17 protein-coding genes and 1 riboswitch are annotated in these 15,587 nt (G+C 50.4%); of the genes, 9 read left to right on the top strand and 8 right to left on the bottom strand.

Annotation, left to right across the window (positions count from 1 at the left end; translation table 11 throughout):
* Nucleotides 1-225 precede the first annotated feature (225 nt).
* From LG219_RS01195 to LG219_RS01180, 4 genes are all read left to right on the top strand, one after another.
* Complete coding sequence (locus LG219_RS01195) at nt 226-1,470, top strand: branched-chain amino acid ABC transporter substrate-binding protein (protein ID WP_226762726.1); 1,245 nt, start codon at nt 226-228, stop codon at nt 1,468-1,470.
* Nucleotides 1,471-1,549: 79 nt separating this feature from the next.
* Nucleotides 1,550-2,554: an AraC family transcriptional regulator gene (locus LG219_RS01190; RefSeq protein WP_226762725.1), complete on the top strand. Its 1,005-nt coding sequence runs from the start codon at nt 1,550-1,552 to the stop codon at nt 2,552-2,554.
* Nucleotides 2,555-2,617: 63 nt separating this feature from the next.
* Nucleotides 2,618-4,159 (top strand): serine hydrolase domain-containing protein, encoded by a 1,542-nt coding sequence (locus tag LG219_RS01185; protein ID WP_226762724.1) that lies wholly within the window; start codon nt 2,618-2,620, stop codon nt 4,157-4,159.
* Nucleotides 4,160-4,204: 45 nt separating this feature from the next.
* On the top strand, nt 4,205-4,540 hold the full coding sequence (locus tag LG219_RS01180; protein ID WP_226762723.1) for a hypothetical protein: 336 nt from the start codon (nt 4,205-4,207) through the stop codon (nt 4,538-4,540).
* Between the two features lie 344 nt (nt 4,541-4,884).
* Here the strand turns inward: LG219_RS01180 and LG219_RS01175 are convergent, their stop codons facing one another.
* The 5 genes from LG219_RS01175 to LG219_RS01155 form a co-directional block, all read right to left on the bottom strand.
* Complete coding sequence (locus LG219_RS01175; RefSeq protein WP_226762722.1) at nt 4,885-5,481, bottom strand: PEP-CTERM sorting domain-containing protein; 597 nt, start codon at nt 5,479-5,481, stop codon at nt 4,885-4,887.
* 456 nt (nt 5,482-5,937) lie between these two features.
* Entirely contained in the window at nt 5,938-6,735 is a 798-nt protein-coding gene (gene thiD, locus LG219_RS01170) for a bifunctional hydroxymethylpyrimidine kinase/phosphomethylpyrimidine kinase (protein ID WP_226762721.1), read from the bottom strand.
* Entirely contained in the window at nt 6,732-7,403 is a 672-nt protein-coding gene (thiE, locus tag LG219_RS01165) for a thiamine phosphate synthase (RefSeq protein ID WP_226762720.1), read from the bottom strand. The genes thiD and thiE overlap by 4 nt, the downstream gene beginning before the upstream one ends.
* Nucleotides 7,400-8,236, bottom strand: coding sequence for a hydroxyethylthiazole kinase (gene thiM / locus LG219_RS01160; protein ID WP_226762719.1), 837 nt, complete (start codon nt 8,234-8,236; stop codon nt 7,400-7,402). The genes thiE and thiM overlap by 4 nt, the downstream gene beginning before the upstream one ends.
* A 30-nt stretch (nt 8,237-8,266) precedes the next feature.
* A riboswitch (TPP riboswitch) is annotated at nt 8,267-8,412 on the bottom strand.
* A 121-nt stretch (nt 8,413-8,533) separates the two neighbouring features.
* On the bottom strand, nt 8,534-9,679 hold the full coding sequence (locus LG219_RS01155; protein ID WP_226762718.1) for an aminotransferase-like domain-containing protein: 1,146 nt from the start codon (nt 9,677-9,679) through the stop codon (nt 8,534-8,536).
* Nucleotides 9,680-9,744: 65 nt separating this feature from the next.
* Here LG219_RS01155 and LG219_RS01150 point away from each other — a divergent pair, with 65 nt between their 5' ends.
* Both LG219_RS01150 and LG219_RS01145 read left to right on the top strand, forming a co-directional pair.
* A complete protein-coding gene (locus tag LG219_RS01150) occupies nt 9,745-10,179 on the top strand; it encodes a MarR family winged helix-turn-helix transcriptional regulator (protein ID WP_226762717.1) in 435 nt (144 codons plus the stop codon).
* Between the two features lie 84 nt (nt 10,180-10,263).
* A complete protein-coding gene (locus tag LG219_RS01145; protein ID WP_226762716.1) occupies nt 10,264-11,211 on the top strand; it encodes a dihydroorotate oxidase in 948 nt (315 codons plus the stop codon).
* Here LG219_RS01145 and LG219_RS01140 read toward each other — a convergent pair whose 3' ends face one another.
* From LG219_RS01140 to pmbA, 3 genes are read right to left on the bottom strand one after another with little or no spacing between them, the layout of a single operon-like run.
* Nucleotides 11,212-11,673, bottom strand: a complete 462-nt coding sequence (locus LG219_RS01140) for a polyhydroxyalkanoate granule-associated phasin (protein ID WP_226762715.1) — start codon at nt 11,671-11,673, stop codon at nt 11,212-11,214. It lies immediately after the preceding gene.
* A gap of 24 nt (nt 11,674-11,697) precedes the next feature.
* Nucleotides 11,698-12,324: a DNA-3-methyladenine glycosylase family protein gene (locus tag LG219_RS01135; RefSeq protein WP_226762714.1), complete on the bottom strand. Its 627-nt coding sequence runs from the start codon at nt 12,322-12,324 to the stop codon at nt 11,698-11,700.
* Nucleotides 12,321-13,652, bottom strand: a complete 1,332-nt coding sequence (gene pmbA, locus LG219_RS01130; RefSeq protein WP_226762713.1) for a metalloprotease PmbA — start codon at nt 13,650-13,652, stop codon at nt 12,321-12,323. The genes LG219_RS01135 and pmbA overlap by 4 nt, the downstream gene beginning before the upstream one ends.
* A 77-nt stretch (nt 13,653-13,729) precedes the next feature.
* Between pmbA and yjgA the strand changes: the two genes are divergently transcribed.
* Genes yjgA through mog form a run of 3 tightly spaced genes read left to right on the top strand, consistent with a single transcriptional unit; the run spans nt 13,730 to nt 15,559 of the window.
* Complete coding sequence (gene yjgA, locus LG219_RS01125) at nt 13,730-14,311, top strand: ribosome biogenesis factor YjgA (protein WP_226762712.1); 582 nt, start codon at nt 13,730-13,732, stop codon at nt 14,309-14,311.
* 4 nt (nt 14,312-14,315) lie between these two features.
* Nucleotides 14,316-14,981 carry an HAD-IA family hydrolase gene (locus LG219_RS01120; protein ID WP_226762711.1) on the top strand — a complete coding sequence of 222 codons (666 nt, stop codon included), beginning with the start codon at nt 14,316-14,318 and terminating at the stop codon, nt 14,979-14,981.
* Nucleotides 14,978-15,559 carry a molybdopterin adenylyltransferase gene (mog, locus tag LG219_RS01115; RefSeq protein WP_226762710.1) on the top strand — a complete coding sequence of 194 codons (582 nt, stop codon included), beginning with the start codon at nt 14,978-14,980 and terminating at the stop codon, nt 15,557-15,559. Before LG219_RS01120 ends, mog begins: the two co-directional genes overlap by 4 nt.
* Nucleotides 15,560-15,587 lie beyond the last annotated feature (28 nt).

Below are 15,587 nucleotides of genomic sequence, written 5' to 3'. Positions count from 1 at the left end.
CGCCGTACATCTGGCCGATTGCGGTCAATGGCGCAGCCATCGGCCCGACCCAAGCCACACCAAACAAACTGTCATGTTGATTTTTAGTAAGAACTGTTGCGGTCTAGATACAGGAAAACACTGATTTCTAGTCGCTGATTGCGAAAGCAAGATTGATTGCCTTTAAATGGCAATAGTACCCAAACAACCGTAATTAATAACAACGCCCAATCTCGGAGATTCACGATGACCATCGCTCGCCTCAGCCTCATCGCTGCCGCCATTTTGTCGATTACTGCCTGCGGCAAACAACAACCGGCCGACACGGCCAGCGCCCCAGCATCTGCACCTGTTACGGTTGAAGTGGTGACCGACATCATCAAAATTGGCCAAGCCTCGCCAATGACCGGCAATATCGCCCACTTGGGTAAAGACAACGAACATGGCGTGCAAATGGCCATCGACGAAATCAACGCCGCTGGCGGCGTGGACATTGCTGGCAAAAAAATGAAGCTCGAATTGGTATCCGAAGATGACCAAGCCGACCCAAAAACCGCCACCACCGTCGCGCAACGCTTTGTTGACCAAAAAGTCAGCGGCGTGATCGGTCACTTGAACTCAGGCACGACCATTCCAGCGTCAAAAATTTATAACGATGCTGGCATTGTACAAATCTCGCCATCATCCACAGCCGTTGCTTACACCGCACAAGGCTTCCCAACCGCATTTCGCGTAATGGCCAATGATGCACAGCAAGGCGTGGTACTCGGTGACTTTGCGGTTAAAAAACTCAAAGCCAAAAAAATCGCCATCATTGACGATCGCACCGCCTACGGCCAAGGCTTAGCCGACGAATTTGAAAAAGCGGCTAAAGCCGCTGGCGCTGAAATCGTGAAACGTGAATTCACCACTAACCAAGAAACAGACTTCAACGCCATTCTGACCAATATCAAAGGCGCGAAACCTGATTTGATTTTCTACGGTGGCATGGACGCACAAGCCGCACCGTTGAAAAAACAAAGCAAAAAACTCGGCATCCCAGCCACCGTAATGAGTGCTGACGGCACCCAAACTGGCGAATTTATCAAATTGGCCGGTACCGATGCCGAAGGCACTTACGCCTCTAGCCCAGGCAAATCTTTGGAAGACATGCCAGGCGGTAAAGAATTTAAAGAAAAATTCAAAAATAAATTTGGCGTAGAAGTTCAGCTTTACGCGCCATATTGCTATGACGCCACCAAAATGATGGTCGCTGCTATGCAAAAAGCCGGCTCTGCCAACCCAGCGAAATACTTGCCAGTTTTAAAAACCATGGAATACCCAGGTTTGACGAGCACTATCACTTTTGACGAAAAAGGCGACGTTAAAAATGGTGCCATCGGGGTTTATGTGGTTAAAAATGGCAAGTGGGAAATCGTTGAAGTCGTCGGCGGCGGTGCTCCAGCAGCAGCGGCATCCGCCACGGCATCGGCGCCAGCACCTGCTAAATAATTAGCCTTACTTAAAAAAAGGGAAGCATCTGCTTCCCTTTTTTATTGTTCACCCCAAATAAAAACCGCCATCGCCAAATATGGACGACTACGTTAAGCGCATTCATTTAGCCCTGCAATACATTCACAGCCACTTCGATCAACACATCGTCCTCGCTGATTTAGCCCAAGCCGCGCATTTTTCACCCTATCATTTTCACCGTGTTTTTACCGCGATTCAGCAAGAGACCCCCAACAACTATCTACGCCGGATCCGCATTGAGCGCGCCGCCAATTTGCTGCTGATTAATCCCCCCTTTCCCATGCAGCAAATTGCACTTGATTGTGGCTTTAAGTCGCAAGCCTTGTTTTCCCGCGCATTTCGCACGCACTTTGGCATGACCGCCAGCGACTGGCGTAAAGGCGAGCAATGGACTTTAGACGGTTTAAGCTATAACTGGCGTCAGCAATCTCACAAGAATAATGAAAATATCTTGCAAGATAGCAAGAATTGCAAAGTATCCCATACAGATAAACCCATAGAATCAATACCCGATACACAGCTTCAAGTCGCACTGGAAGCGGCCAGAAACGGCGAATTGCCAAGGCAAATTTCAGCGCTTAAATTCGAAAAAATGCCGAGTTATCGTTGGGTGTATTTTTGGCAAAATGGCGTTGCGCTCGAACAAATGTTTACGCTTTGGCAACGCGTAGCGCAATGGGGGCAAGCACACGGCTTAACGAATGCGAACAGCCGCTTGGTTTCACGGATGATGGACAACCCCAACGTCACCGACCATCGGCGCTGCGAATACGCCGTCGGCTTGCTGGTTGATGCCAACTTTAAAGCGGAACGCAACATCCTCGTCGCCGACATTGCAGCGGGGCACTATCTAGTCGTCGACTTTTGCGGCACCGTCGCCGATTCGATGATTCTGGCCGAGTACGTGTTTGGCTACCACTTGCCACGCAGCAAATGGGAATTGGACGAAAAACGCCCCGGCCATACGCTTGGGCCAATTAAAGACCCACAAGAGACACTGCTTGCAACGACAAAATTTACTTATCAGCTCTGTATCCCCGTAAAGCAACGGCAAGCGAAATAACACGACGTATTTAACTGTAAACCTTAATCAATAACTGGCTCAAGCCAATACCCAAGGATAATTATGCAATATCGTATGATTAGCATCGCCATCGCGCTGAGCCTTGGCTTGAGTCAAGCCGCAAGCAGCGACTTACTCACTCCACAAGTGCTAGAACCTACTTTAGCGCAATTTAAAACGGCGACGCCAGAATCGGTCGGACTCGACTCAGCCCAGCTCACCAAAATGCTCAACTACTTGCAAACACCCGGCTTTGATATGGAAAGCATCATTATCGCGCGCCATGGCAAGGTGGTGCTCGAAGCCTATGTTGCGCCCTTTCATGCCGACATCCCGCATCAAGTGAATTCAGTCACCAAAAGCTTTATGGCGACCTTGATTGGCATGTTGATTAACGACGGCAAGCTCAAACTAACCGACACCGTCGCCGATATCTTGCCGCAATACGCCGACTTGCCAAATGCCAAACTGATTACTGTTGAGCAATTGCTGGGTATGAAGTCAGGATTGTTGTGGCAAGAGTGGCGTAGTGATAATTTTGGTGATTTTGGTGAGCTAAAACGACAACCCGATATCGATATCGTGAAGTTTGTACTCAATCGCTCTCTTGAGCCTGATCAGGTCAATAATTTTAACTACAACAGCGGTGGATCAGATTTGCTCGGCGTTTTGGGTGAAGCTGCGCTCGGTAGTTCATTGGCCGATTACGCAGAACAACGTTTGTTTAAACCACTCGGCATTAGCAATACGCGCTGGATCAATAGTGACCAACAAGGCCATCTTGGTGGTGGGCGCGGGCTTTATATCATGCCGCTCGATATGCTGAAACTCGGTGAACTGTATCGGCAAAATGGCGTTTGGCAAGGGGCGCAAATCTTGCCCGCTAGCTGGGTGCAATACGCCACAGCGCCAATGTTAAATATCACTTCAGGCTCTCATTACTATGGCGCGCAATGGTGGGTAGGACAAAATCGCGAATGGTATAGCGCCCAAGGTTATGGCGGGCAAATTATTGCCGTTTTTCCACAAGACGATATCACGATGGTCATGACTTCTCGCAACAATGGCAACAATTTCAGCTTTGGATTTAGTGCACTGCGCGAATACTATTTGAAACTTAAAGATCAGCGCGCTGAAAACCCAATCGCTTTAGCTGCATTACAAGAAAAAATCACGCAGCTCGCCACCCCAACGCCGACGTCAAAGCTGCGTTCGCCACTAGAAAAAATCATCCATAACCGCAAAATCGATATCAATAACCCAAGTCACTATCTCAGCCAACTGCAGTTTGAATTTAATCAGGATGTCGTTGCAATCCGCATGTCACCACGCAAATGGAGTGAGTCGCCCTTCAAAGTTCAAGCCCGTCTAGGAGCCGCTTGGCACAGCGAACCACGACCCCACGTTGATGATCCATTGCAAAAATCCAGTACAGAATCAATGCGTGCCACACGTGCGCAATGGCTGGACAAGCAGACGTTACAAGTAGAGTCGATAGATTTAGATGAAACATGGGGATTGAGTTTCAAAATCAAATTCAAGGGCAATAAAGCCACCCTACTGAACATGAATGACTCAATCGCTAGCCAAGGTAATATTCGTTAAGCGTTTCGACCAATCAGATCAATGAGTCCTATTCGGAGACCCAGAATGCGTGAGTTTTTCCTTAATTACAGCTTGCCGTTTCTAGTCGTTGGCACACTGGGCGGTGGTTTTCTTTACCTGCTGTGCAGCCATGCGCTGTATACCTATTTGAAAGAAAACTACGGCGACGCCCTACCGCCTCGACTTGAGCTGTATATGCACGATCAAGAAGCTATGGGGGGCTTTATGCATGGGGTTAGGTATGCGGCCAAACATGGCGGCTGGAAACGTATAGAGAGCAATACATGGCGAAAATTTTTCATCTTTAACCATGCGCTCGGCTATTTTGTGGGTTTTTGCTGCATCGCACTGTGTGCGGCATTTATTTTCTGGCCAACTTAGATCGCTGACTAAAATCGACAAACTAGGTCTGCTTGAGCCCAATTCTTTTCCATACCTGTATCAAAATGCCATTCGCCAGAATAGGCTTACCCGCGAGGTCCCTGTTGGTAGCAACAGGGACTGCAGACTGACAGTGCTTTCGCAGCGAAGCGACACCGTCCAATCGGCAGCGGTTTTTATCATGCGCTGCCGTGTAGCAATGCGCGCCGCAGGGAAGCTCATGGATCTGGGCGCTAGCGCCACCGTGTTGGCCGAGGTTTCAGTTGTAGTGATTTTTTGAGTTGGCTTAAATCATAAAAAATGGCACCCAAGGTGCCATTTTCATGCTGCTTAAATCAATCAAATTAAGCTTGTTTAGCTTTACGACGCCGCGCCGCCATCAAACCCAACAAACCCATCCCCATCAAAGCGTAAGTTTCTGGCTCTGGGACTGGGGCGACATTGGCTTGCAATGTATTCACGGCAAATAACCAGCTATTAGAGCCGGTTGTGCCATTGTTGAATTGAAGTCCAGCAATGCCAGTCGAGGCGAGCGAAAAGCTACCACCGGCACCCACAAATCCAGTTTCAATTGCTGCGCCTAATTGATTGAATGCGGTGTAAAACGTATGGCCTCGACCTGAAGAAGACGAACCATAGTTGTTAAATTTAAAATTGACGTTATTCGCTAAGCCATCAAATTTGATATCCAAAATTGATGCCGTAGGGTATTCGCCAGAGGCGCTGTTGCTTAAACCTTTTCCTGGCCAAGATAAGCTGTTAATCACGGGAGAGCCAGCCGTTGAACCTGTACCTTGTAAGCTAAACGTTACATATGGAATCTGCGTGCTAAATGCAGTGCCATTGGCATAACTCGTAAAATCAATATCAACGATGGCTGCTTGTGCGCTTGATACGGCTAATGCTGCAGTGATTGCAAATGCTAAGTGCTTGAGTTTCATTATTATCCCTATGTTTTGTTTTGAATGCCTTTCGGCAAGTAAATTCTACTAGGGAAAATGCTGCACACATACTTTAACTTATGCTTGTGTTTGTTATTTGTATTTTTATGGAAAGAATTTGTTATTTTAATGAAAGATTGTCATGGTTTAAATTTAATTGGATGGCATGGTGATGGACTTTGTCGCGACAACTAGTAAGGTTTTCTGGCCAACTTAGATCGACGACTTACATCAACATACTGGGCCTGCTTTAGGCCCATTCTTTTTCATAGCCACATCCAAACGGCATCCACCACCGAGGGCTGGCCGGCGAAATCTCTGTTGACCGCAGCAGGGACTGCAGACCAACAATGCTTTCGCAACCAGCCGGCAGCGACCAATCAGCAGCGGTTTTAATCATGCGCAGGCGCTCAAGTTCGCATCCAAGCGCGGATGCCGATCAATAAACGCGCCGTTTTACCACCACTGATGAAAATGATGCACCGGACCAATGCCGTGGCCGACTTCGAGGCGTTCGGCTTGTGCAATCGCCAGCAACAACCATGACTTGGCTTTAGCAACTGTTTCCGGCCAATCAGCACATTGCGGGCGCAGCGCGGTAAGCGCCGCTGACAAGGTGCAGCCGGTACCATGGGTATGCCGTGTGGCAATGCGCGCTGCGGGGAAGCAGACTTCATCATTGGGGGTAATCAACCAATCGGGGCAAGATTCACCGCCTAAGTGCCCGCCCTTCATCAACACCGCTTGCGCACCAGCCGCGATTAATGCGTGGCCTTGTGATCGCATTTGCGCTTCTGATTGCGCTTCAGCACAGCCGAGCAATGCCGCCGCTTCGGGTAAATTCGGCGTAATAATGCTGGCCATCGGCAACAATTGCTCGCGCAGCGCATTTACTGCTGCAGGATCAAGCAGCGCATGACCGCCTTTTGCAATCATCACCGTATCGAGCACCATAATGGGTGGTTGGTAATGCGCCAAGCGTTCGGCCACCACGGCAATCGTCGCCGCATTGGCGAGCATGCCCATTTTGACGGCATCAACGCGAATATCGCTGAACACCGCATCGCATTGCGCGGCGATAAACTCCGGGGAGACCACCTGTACGCCGTGCACGCCTTGGGTGTTTTGGGCGGTGAGCGCGGTAATCACGCTCATGCCGTAAGTGCCGAGCGCGGAAAAAGTCTTTAAATCGGCCTGTATCCCTGCGCCGCCGCCAGAGTCTGAGCCGGCAATGGTTAAAGTATGAATGGTCATTTCGTGCCTCCCTTTGCGGCATGAATTTCAGCCAAGAGGCCTTGCGTTGCGCCAGCGACATCGGCTTGGCCGCAAATCGCCGAGACCACGGCAACGCCATCAAAGCCCTGCGCCATCAAGTGGGCCACTTTCCCTGCCTGAATGCCGCCAATGGCGACCGCTGGTAAAATGCGGTTTTGCAGCATGGCGGCGATTTCGTCCACCGCGATCACCGGCGACGCATCTTTTTTCGTTCCTGTAGGGTATACCGGCCCAACCCCAACATAATCAATGATGCCAGCCTGATACATCGCTTCGGCCTCATGAAATTGCGCCAAGCCATTGGTTGATAAACCAACGATTTTATTTGGCCCCAATAATCGCCGTACTTCACTAGCGGGCAGATCTTGTTGGCCAACATGCACCCCATCGGCATCCATCGCCAGCGCAATATCGAGCTGATCGTTAATAATCAGTGGCACATTGTAGGGGGCCAGCGCGGCTTTTAAATCCTGAGCGGCCAACAACCACTGGCGTTTTTTCCATTGCGGCGCGCGCAATTGCACTACGGTGGCGCCGTTTTGCGCGGCGATTTTCGCTGTGCTGACCATTTCGTCCAATCCACCACACAAATCCGGGTCGAGCACTAAATACAAACTTAAATCGATGGGATTCGCTGTCGTCGTCATTGGCTATAGCTCCGTAATTGCACTGGATGAATTACGTGTAAAGCGTCTAAAAATGGCGCAACAAATGTCCCCGGACCATCAGAGCACTCTACCGCTCGCTCGCCAGCAATCGCCATCACCGCGCAGGCTGCGGCCACGGCATTGAGTCGATTGGGCGCGTCGGCCAAAAAGGCCGCCACCACGGCCGACAACGCACAACCCGTTCCCACCACGCGCGTCATCATTGGGTGGCCCCACGGCACCGCCCATGTTTGCTCGCCATCGGTGATGTAATCGGTCGCACCCGTCACGGCAACAATCGCGCCAGTGGCGCGCGCCAATTGCTGCGCGGCGCTGAGTGCTGACATTGAGCTCATCGTGCTATCAACGCCTTTCCCGCCCGTCGTCGCCTCAGCATTTAAAGCCAATGCGGCGGCCAAAGCCAAAATCTCTGAGCCATTGCCGCGAATTGCCGCTGGTTTTTTAGCCAACATCGCAAGCGCTGCATCGCGGCGGTATTGCAATACGCCAACCGCCACCGGATCGAGCACCCACGGCGTGGCTGCGGCGTTAGCGGCATCAATCGCTAAGTTCATCGCTTGGAGTCGGGCTGGGTAAACGGTGCCGATATTGATCAGCAGCGCATCGGCAATCGCCGCAAAATCAGCGACCTCTGCTTCGGCCACAATCATCGCTGGCGAAGCGCCAATGGCAAGTAGGGTATTGGCAGTAAAGCATTGTACAACCTCGTTGGTCAGCACATGCACTAGGGGGGTATTAGCGCGTAAGCGTTCTAGCTCATCGGCAACTAAATGAAATGGCAGTTCAGCAATTGTAAGATCAACTTGAGACATCGCGATTTCCTTGTAAAGCGCAGGAAGTCGCCAAGTCGCAGCAGACATCCCTACGCCAGTATGATCTGGATCAGGTACAACGGGTTTCTCTCAGCCGGTCTCGACCTGCTGACGTTGGATTTCCCTGTTAGCAAACCAAACATCAACAGACCCTCACGGCACCCCGAGTCTGTGGCTATTGTACCGTCTCAGCGCAGGCGCGGTGCGGCACTAGATCAAACTTTTTGACTCACCAATCGGTCTGAAATGGCTGACCGTCAACCCAAGTCCGCTATCCGTGCCAAGTCCAATCTCGGCTCAAAAATCCCGCAAGATCTGCGCTAAGCGCGCAATTCCGGCGTCAATTTGCTCGGGATTGGCATGACTAAAATTGAGGCGAATCGCCCCATCATCTTGATTTGACGCCATAAATGCCACGCCCGGCATAATCGCCAATTTTTGCGCTAAAGCGGCGCGCATCAGCGCTAAAGTGTCATCGACTGTGTTGAGTTTCACCCAAAAAAACAAACCGCCACTCGGTAAGGACCACGTGGCATAAGGGCTTAAATGCGTTGCCAACGCCTTGGCCATCGCATCACGGCGTTGTCGATACAGCGGCAATACGGCGGCTAAATGCGGATCGAGCTGATCATTCGCCAATATCTGCGTCACAATCAATTGACTTAAACGATTGCTATGCAAATCAGCCGCTTGCTTTAAGCGCACTAAATGCGGCATTAAATCTGGATGTGCAATCAAATAGCCCAAGCGTAAGCCCGGCGCTAAGGTTTTGCTGAACGAGCCTTGATACACCCAAGGCGCCGATGTTAAATGACTCACCAAGGGCGCGGGTGCAGGGGTATCGTACGCTAGCTCGCGATAGGGGTCGTCCTCAAACAAACACGTACCATGGGTATCGAGCAGCTCCGCTACCGCTTTCCGTTCCGTTTGGCTATAGCAATAGCCCGACGGATTTTGAAACGTCGGCGTTAAATACGCCATGGTCACTTCTGGCAAGCGCTCGGCCAACGCTGCCAAATCAACGCCATCGGCAATCGGCAAAGTGCGTAAGTCCGCCCCCAATAAACGGAAGGACTGTAAAGCGGCCAAATACGCTGGCTCTTCGACCAAGACCAGCGTGCCTTCGTCGATCATTAATTTGCTAACAAGATCAATCCCTTGTTGCGAGCCATTTAGAATCAAAACTTGCTCGGCGCGGCAATCCAAACCGATAGCTTGCATTCGCTGAGCGATCAACTCACGCAACTGCGGCTCGCCTTCACTCGGGCCATATTGCAAGGCACTCTTGACCACATCGGCAGGCAATGCGGCTAAATCCAGCGACAACAAGGCTTCGCTGGCCGGCAAGCCACCGGCAAATGAAATCACCCCAGGCTGTTGCGCGACCGCTAAAATATCGCGAACCAATGACGAAGTTAAACGTTCAATTCTTCTAGCTAGCATAAGATACGCCATATAGGTCAATTAAGTAGACCTAAATCATGCCCATCAAGGAAAATTAAGTCAATATGATTGACCAAAAAATTGAAGCCGATATTGAACTCTTGTTTTATGGCTACCGTGCCTTTACCGCGCAAGCGGACGCATTGCTTGCCGAACGGCAATGGGGACGCGTTCATCACCGAGTGTTGTATTTTGTCGCCAGACATCCTGGCGTAGCCATTCATCAATTACTAAGCAAATTAGGTGTAAGCAAACAAGCCTTGCACGGCCCACTCAAAGCCTTACAAACGGCGCAATTGATTACCAGTCAAAGTGGCGACCATGACAAACGCGTAAAAAACCTATATTTGACCCCACTTGGCCAGCAATTAGAACATGAGCTCACCAGCCCGCAACGCGAACTACTGTTACGCATTGAATCAGAGCTCGGTGCCGAGGTGACAACGGCATGGCGGCAAATGATGTCAACGCTAAGCCAACAAATTACATCAAAATCTTAAAACAAGCTTTTGTTGATTAGGCTCACATTCCCCTTGCGTTCTAGCCGCTAAGATGAATTTAATCGTCTTTAGGGAGCCATTCTCATGCCCAATTTAGCTACAACATTTTTAGATTTACCCTTGAACAACCCTTTGATGAATGCCTCAGGGGTTTGGTGCAGCGTGGGTTCACAACTCGAAGCATTGCAAGAATCCGAAGCGGGTGCCATGGTGACCAAAAGCTGCACCTTACAGCCGCGCGATGGCAATCCCGAGCCGCGTTACCGCGTTCTCAACGGGGATAAGCCGTGGGGCAGTATTAATTCGATGGGTCTACCCAACGAAGGCTTTGCTTATTATTTGCGCTATACCGAGCGCCATGATTATGAGAGCAAGCCTTTATTTATTTCGATTTCCGGTCTCACGCTCGATGACAATTTAGCGATGATCGACGGCCTAAAAGACGCGGTGACACCGGCGATTTTAGAAATCAATTTATCGTGCCCGAATGTACCGGGTAAAGCACAGCTGGGTTATGATTTTGATGCCATGGATACTTTATTGGCCGAAGTGACCTCTGGCTACGGACAGCGCTCTTTAGGTGTTAAATTGCCACCGTATTTTGACATCGCGCATTTTGACGAAGCGGCCGCGATTTTAAATCGCTACCCAACCGTTGCTTTTGTGACTTGTATTAATTCAATTGGGAATGCGCTGGCGATTGATATTGACAGTGAATCGGTCATCATCAAACCCAAAGATGGCTTTGGTGGCTTGGGTGGCGACTATGTGCTGCCGACGGCACTGGCCAATGTGAATGCGTTTTATCGCCGCTGCCCAGAAAAAGCCATTATCGGTTGTGGTGGTGTGAAATCTGGTCAAGAAGCTTTTATGCACATTTTGGCGGGTGCGACTTTAGTGCAAATGGGCACGGCGCTATACGAAGAAGGCCCTGGTATTTTTGCCCGAGTGAAAGCTGAGCTTAGCGAAATCATGGAAAAGAAAGGCTATTCAAGCTTGTCACAGTTTCATGGCAAGCTCAAAACCTTGTAATTAATCGTTCTCTCTGAGCCGTTCTGCATTTTCAGTGGTGCGTTTATGCACTGGATGCAGAATGGCATGTGCCATATCGGCGCTGGCTTGTGTAAATGGCTCTGGGTTTAATAATTGGTTTGAATACTGTTGCTGCGCCGCCAACGCCGCCTGCGGTGAAGCCATACTGGCCGTCAACATCGCGATGGCGGCTTGATTTTGCTGCAAAGCCCTCGACCATAAAGCCTGCTGCATCACACCAATCTGCTGCCATGCCGCCAAAGACGACTCACCGACTGCCTCAAGCTTTTCTACCCCCATTTGCGTGATTTCAGCTTGGTCGGCCGCGCTCGGATTCATCCCCACTTGCGCGAGCATTTGTGTGCGCTGTGAAAATACAAAGGCCGAATCTAGCCACATCTCTTGGGTTTTTTGCGCCAACTCATGCCATGTAGCAAAAGGGTCTTGCGTTAATTGGGACATATCGTTTCTTATCAAAGAAAAGCATTAATACTCAACCGGCACAGGATCTAAACTGCGCCACAGATACCACGTTGCCACACTACACCACGGCTGCCACGCGGCGGCAAGCTCAATCAGCGCCGCACGCGGCAAACGCTCACCTGCGTGATAATGCAGTGCAATGGCTTTAATCAAACCGATATCGGCCAGCGGCAACACATTAGGGCGCAATAAATAAAACAATAAAAACATTTCGGCCGACCAGCGCCCTATTCCGCGAATGGCGATCAATGCTTGAATAATCGCCTCATCCTCCCAATCGAGCCACACAGTCGGGTCTAAGCGCCCAGCTTGATGATGCACGGCCAAATCACTCAGATACTCGACCTTTCTGGCGGACAAGCCACAGGCGCGTAGTGCGTCTCGATCTTGCCGCAACACGGCGGCGCTGGACACATCCCCCAACGCCGCAGTGAGTCTGGCCCAGACTGTATCAGCGGCTTTAACCGAGATTTGCTGCCCAACAATCGCTCTGGCCAAGGTATGAAAAACATCACCTCGGCTTTGCAGGCTCACCGCCGGATACGCCGCAATCAGCTTAGCCATCACCGGATCTTGCGCCGCTAAATGCCCGCAAGCTTGTTGCCAGTAAGTGGGAAGCTGCGAGGTCATTCACCGGCCACGGTCATTTTTTCGATCAAAATCGAGCCAACATGGCGACTACTCGAGCGCAAGCCATCATCGCCTACCGCAATAATTTGCTGATACATCTCGCGCAAATTACCCGCAATAGTGATTTCTTCGACCGGATATTGAATCACGCCATTTTCAACCCAAAATCCAGCTGCGCCGCGCGAATAATCCCCAGTCACCATATTGGTGCCATGACCGAGCAATTCGGTGACCAATAAGCCCGTTCCCATCAAGCCCAATAAACTGGCCGCATCGATGGTGGGCGCTACCAATAGATTATGTGGGCCACCGGCATTACCGGTGGTATTCATCCCTAGCTTACGCGCTGAGTAGCTCCCAAGGAAATACCCCTGCTGCACACCCGCATCCACCACAGTGCGCGCCACGGTAGCCACGCCTTCGGCATCAAAAGCACCACTGGCAAAGCCGCGCTTTAAAAATGGATCTTCAGTAATCGTTACGCACGGCGAAAACACCGATTTGCCTAGGCTATCGACTAAAAAGCTCGATTTTCGATACAAACTTGCGCCGCTCACCGCAGCAATCCAATGTCCGATCAAAGAGCTGGCCACAGGCGCTTCAAACAACACTGGATACTCGCCAGTTTTTAGCCGCCGCGCACCCAAGCGACGAATCGTGCGCTCACCGGCGCGTTGACCAATTCGTTTGGCCGAATCTAAATCGGCCTCAGCGCGCGCCGAGCTATACCAATAATCGCGCTGCATGCCGCTTTCATCTTCGGCAATCACTGCCGCAGAAATACTGTAGCGCGTACTGGTACCCGTGCCCATAAAACCCAAGGAATTGGCATACACCCAGCGCGAACCCGAAGTCGACACCGTGGCGCCATCGGAGTTATTAATTCGTGCATCCACGCCCCGCGCCGCAGCTTCACACTCGCGCGCCAACTCAATAGCGCCTTCAACCGCCAAAGGCCAAGGATGGTATAAATCCAAATCGGGAAAGTGGGTACACAAGCGCGCCGGATCAGCCTGACCGGCAAATTCATCCGCAGCGGTGTATTTGGCAATACTTAATGCTTTGTTGACAGTTTCAGCTAAGGCGGCACTCGAAAAGTCGCTACTACTGGCATGCGCTTTTTGCTGCCCCAGATAAACGGTAACATTCACACCTTTATCTCGGTTGTATTCAATCGTCTCGATTTCGTCCAAACGCGTTGACACATTTTGGCCTGCGCCTTCGGAAACCTCGACGTCGCACGCCGTTGCGCCTTGTTTTTGCGCTTCTTGTAGCACTTGTGCGGCTAAATCACGCAGGTTTTGTTCACTAAAACTAAATTCAGACACAGAAGTTTTCCCAGAAGAACAATCAGTAACAGGGTTTCGTTTGGTATCATACTGCTTTTGCATAAGCTCTTGACACCATGACCAACCTAAATCAATACGACAGCGATGAACCCGTTGGCATCATCAGCAAGTCGCAAGCCAAGCGTGACGCTCTCGCGTTGCAAGAATTGGGCGCGACTTTGCTGGAATATACGCCAAAACAACTCGCCCCTTTGAACCTGCCTGAAACCATTTTGGATGCAGTCAAAGAAGGTCGAAAAATCACGGCCAATGGTGCCACTGCTCGCCAGAAGCAGTATATCGGCAAATTGATGCGAAATATCGATCCAGCGCCAATTTATGCGTTTCTGGATGCGCAAAAAGGCATTTCAAACACGCACAATATTTGGCTACACCAAATTGAACGTTTACGTGAAAAAATGCTCACCGATGTAAAAGCCGTTGAAGGCTTTATCGCCGATTATCCTGAAGTTGATATTCAGCACCTGCGACAACTGATTCGTAATTCACAAAAAGAGCGCCAACAGCAAGAAGCGGGCAAACACGTACCACCTAAAGCATTTCGAGAATTATTTCAATTAATGAAATCATTTATTAAAGAACCAGCCACTGGCTACCAAGATCCAGAAGAAGCCCCTGCAGCCCCCAACGAGGATTAAATTTATGTCAGTCGACTCAGCCCCAACGCTTTCTGCCCAAGGTTTTCTATTTGATATGGATGGCACCTTGATTGATTCGACGCTTTGCATTGAAAAAATCTGGCGCAACTGGGCTGATCGTCAACAAATTGATTTTTCGGCCATTCTAAAAGTAATGCATGGCCGTCGTGGCGAAGAAACCATTGCGCTGGTTGCACCGCATTTAGACGCCAAAGCTGAAACAGCGCGACTCATTGCCGAAGAATTGCAAAGCCTTGAGGGCAACGTTGCCATTGCGGGGGCGAAAGCTTTTCTCGAAGCTTTAAACCCTGAACAATGGGCCGTAGTGACATCTGCACCGCGCCAACTTGCACTGGCCAAGCTCGCCTTTGTCGGTTTGCCTACGCCAAAGCATTTAATTGGCGCCGAAGACGTCACACTCGGCAAGCCCAACCCTGACCCTTACTTGCAAGGCGCGAGCTTATTGCAATTGCCAGCAACAGATTGCATCGCCTTTGAAGATGCCGCAGCAGGGATTCGTTCCGCGCATTGTGCTGGCGCAACGGTGATTGCGATCACCCACGCGGCAGGCGCAGACTCAACCGGTTTAGCGCAATACCAAACCTGCGACTTTACGCGCATCAAAGTAGATCACATGCCATCTGGCCTGACTGTGCGTATTCAAGCATGAGCATCGACTTCAAAATCGGATTGGTTTCCATTTCTGACCGTGCAAGCCGCGGCGTCTATGAAGATCAAGGCATTCCAGCACTGGGTGAGTGGTTGGCGCAAGCACTCACCACCCCTTTTACTTTAGAAACACGACTCATCGCCGATGAACAAGCGCACATCGAGCAGACCTTAATTGAGCTGGTTGATTTAGCCCAATGCCAACTGGTACTCACCACGGGCGGCACGGGCCCTGCCAAACGCGATGTCACACCCGAAGCAACCCGCGCAGTGATGGATAAGGAAATGCCCGGATTTGGCGAGCAAATGCGACAAATCAGCCTGCAGTTTGTTCCTACTGCAATTTTATCGCGACAAACTGCAGTGATTCGTGGCAACAGCTTAATATTAAATTTGCCCGGGCAACCCAAATCGATCAAAGAAACACTCGAAGGCTTAAAAGACGAGCATGGGCAGTCATTGGTTTCTGGTATTTTTTCCGCCATCCCTTATTGCATACAATTGCTCAACGGACCGTATATAGAAACCGACCCCAAAGTCGTCAAATCATTTCGACCTAAATCGGCAATTCGTAGTTAATTCAAATCGATTTAAATGCAAAAATGGC

Source organism: Deefgea salmonis, assembly GCF_020531905.1.
GTDB classification, from domain to species: domain Bacteria; phylum Pseudomonadota; class Gammaproteobacteria; order Burkholderiales; family Chitinibacteraceae; genus Deefgea; species Deefgea salmonis.
The sequence above is the reverse complement of the archived record's forward strand: the minus strand, read 5'-3'. Positions and strand labels throughout refer to the sequence as shown.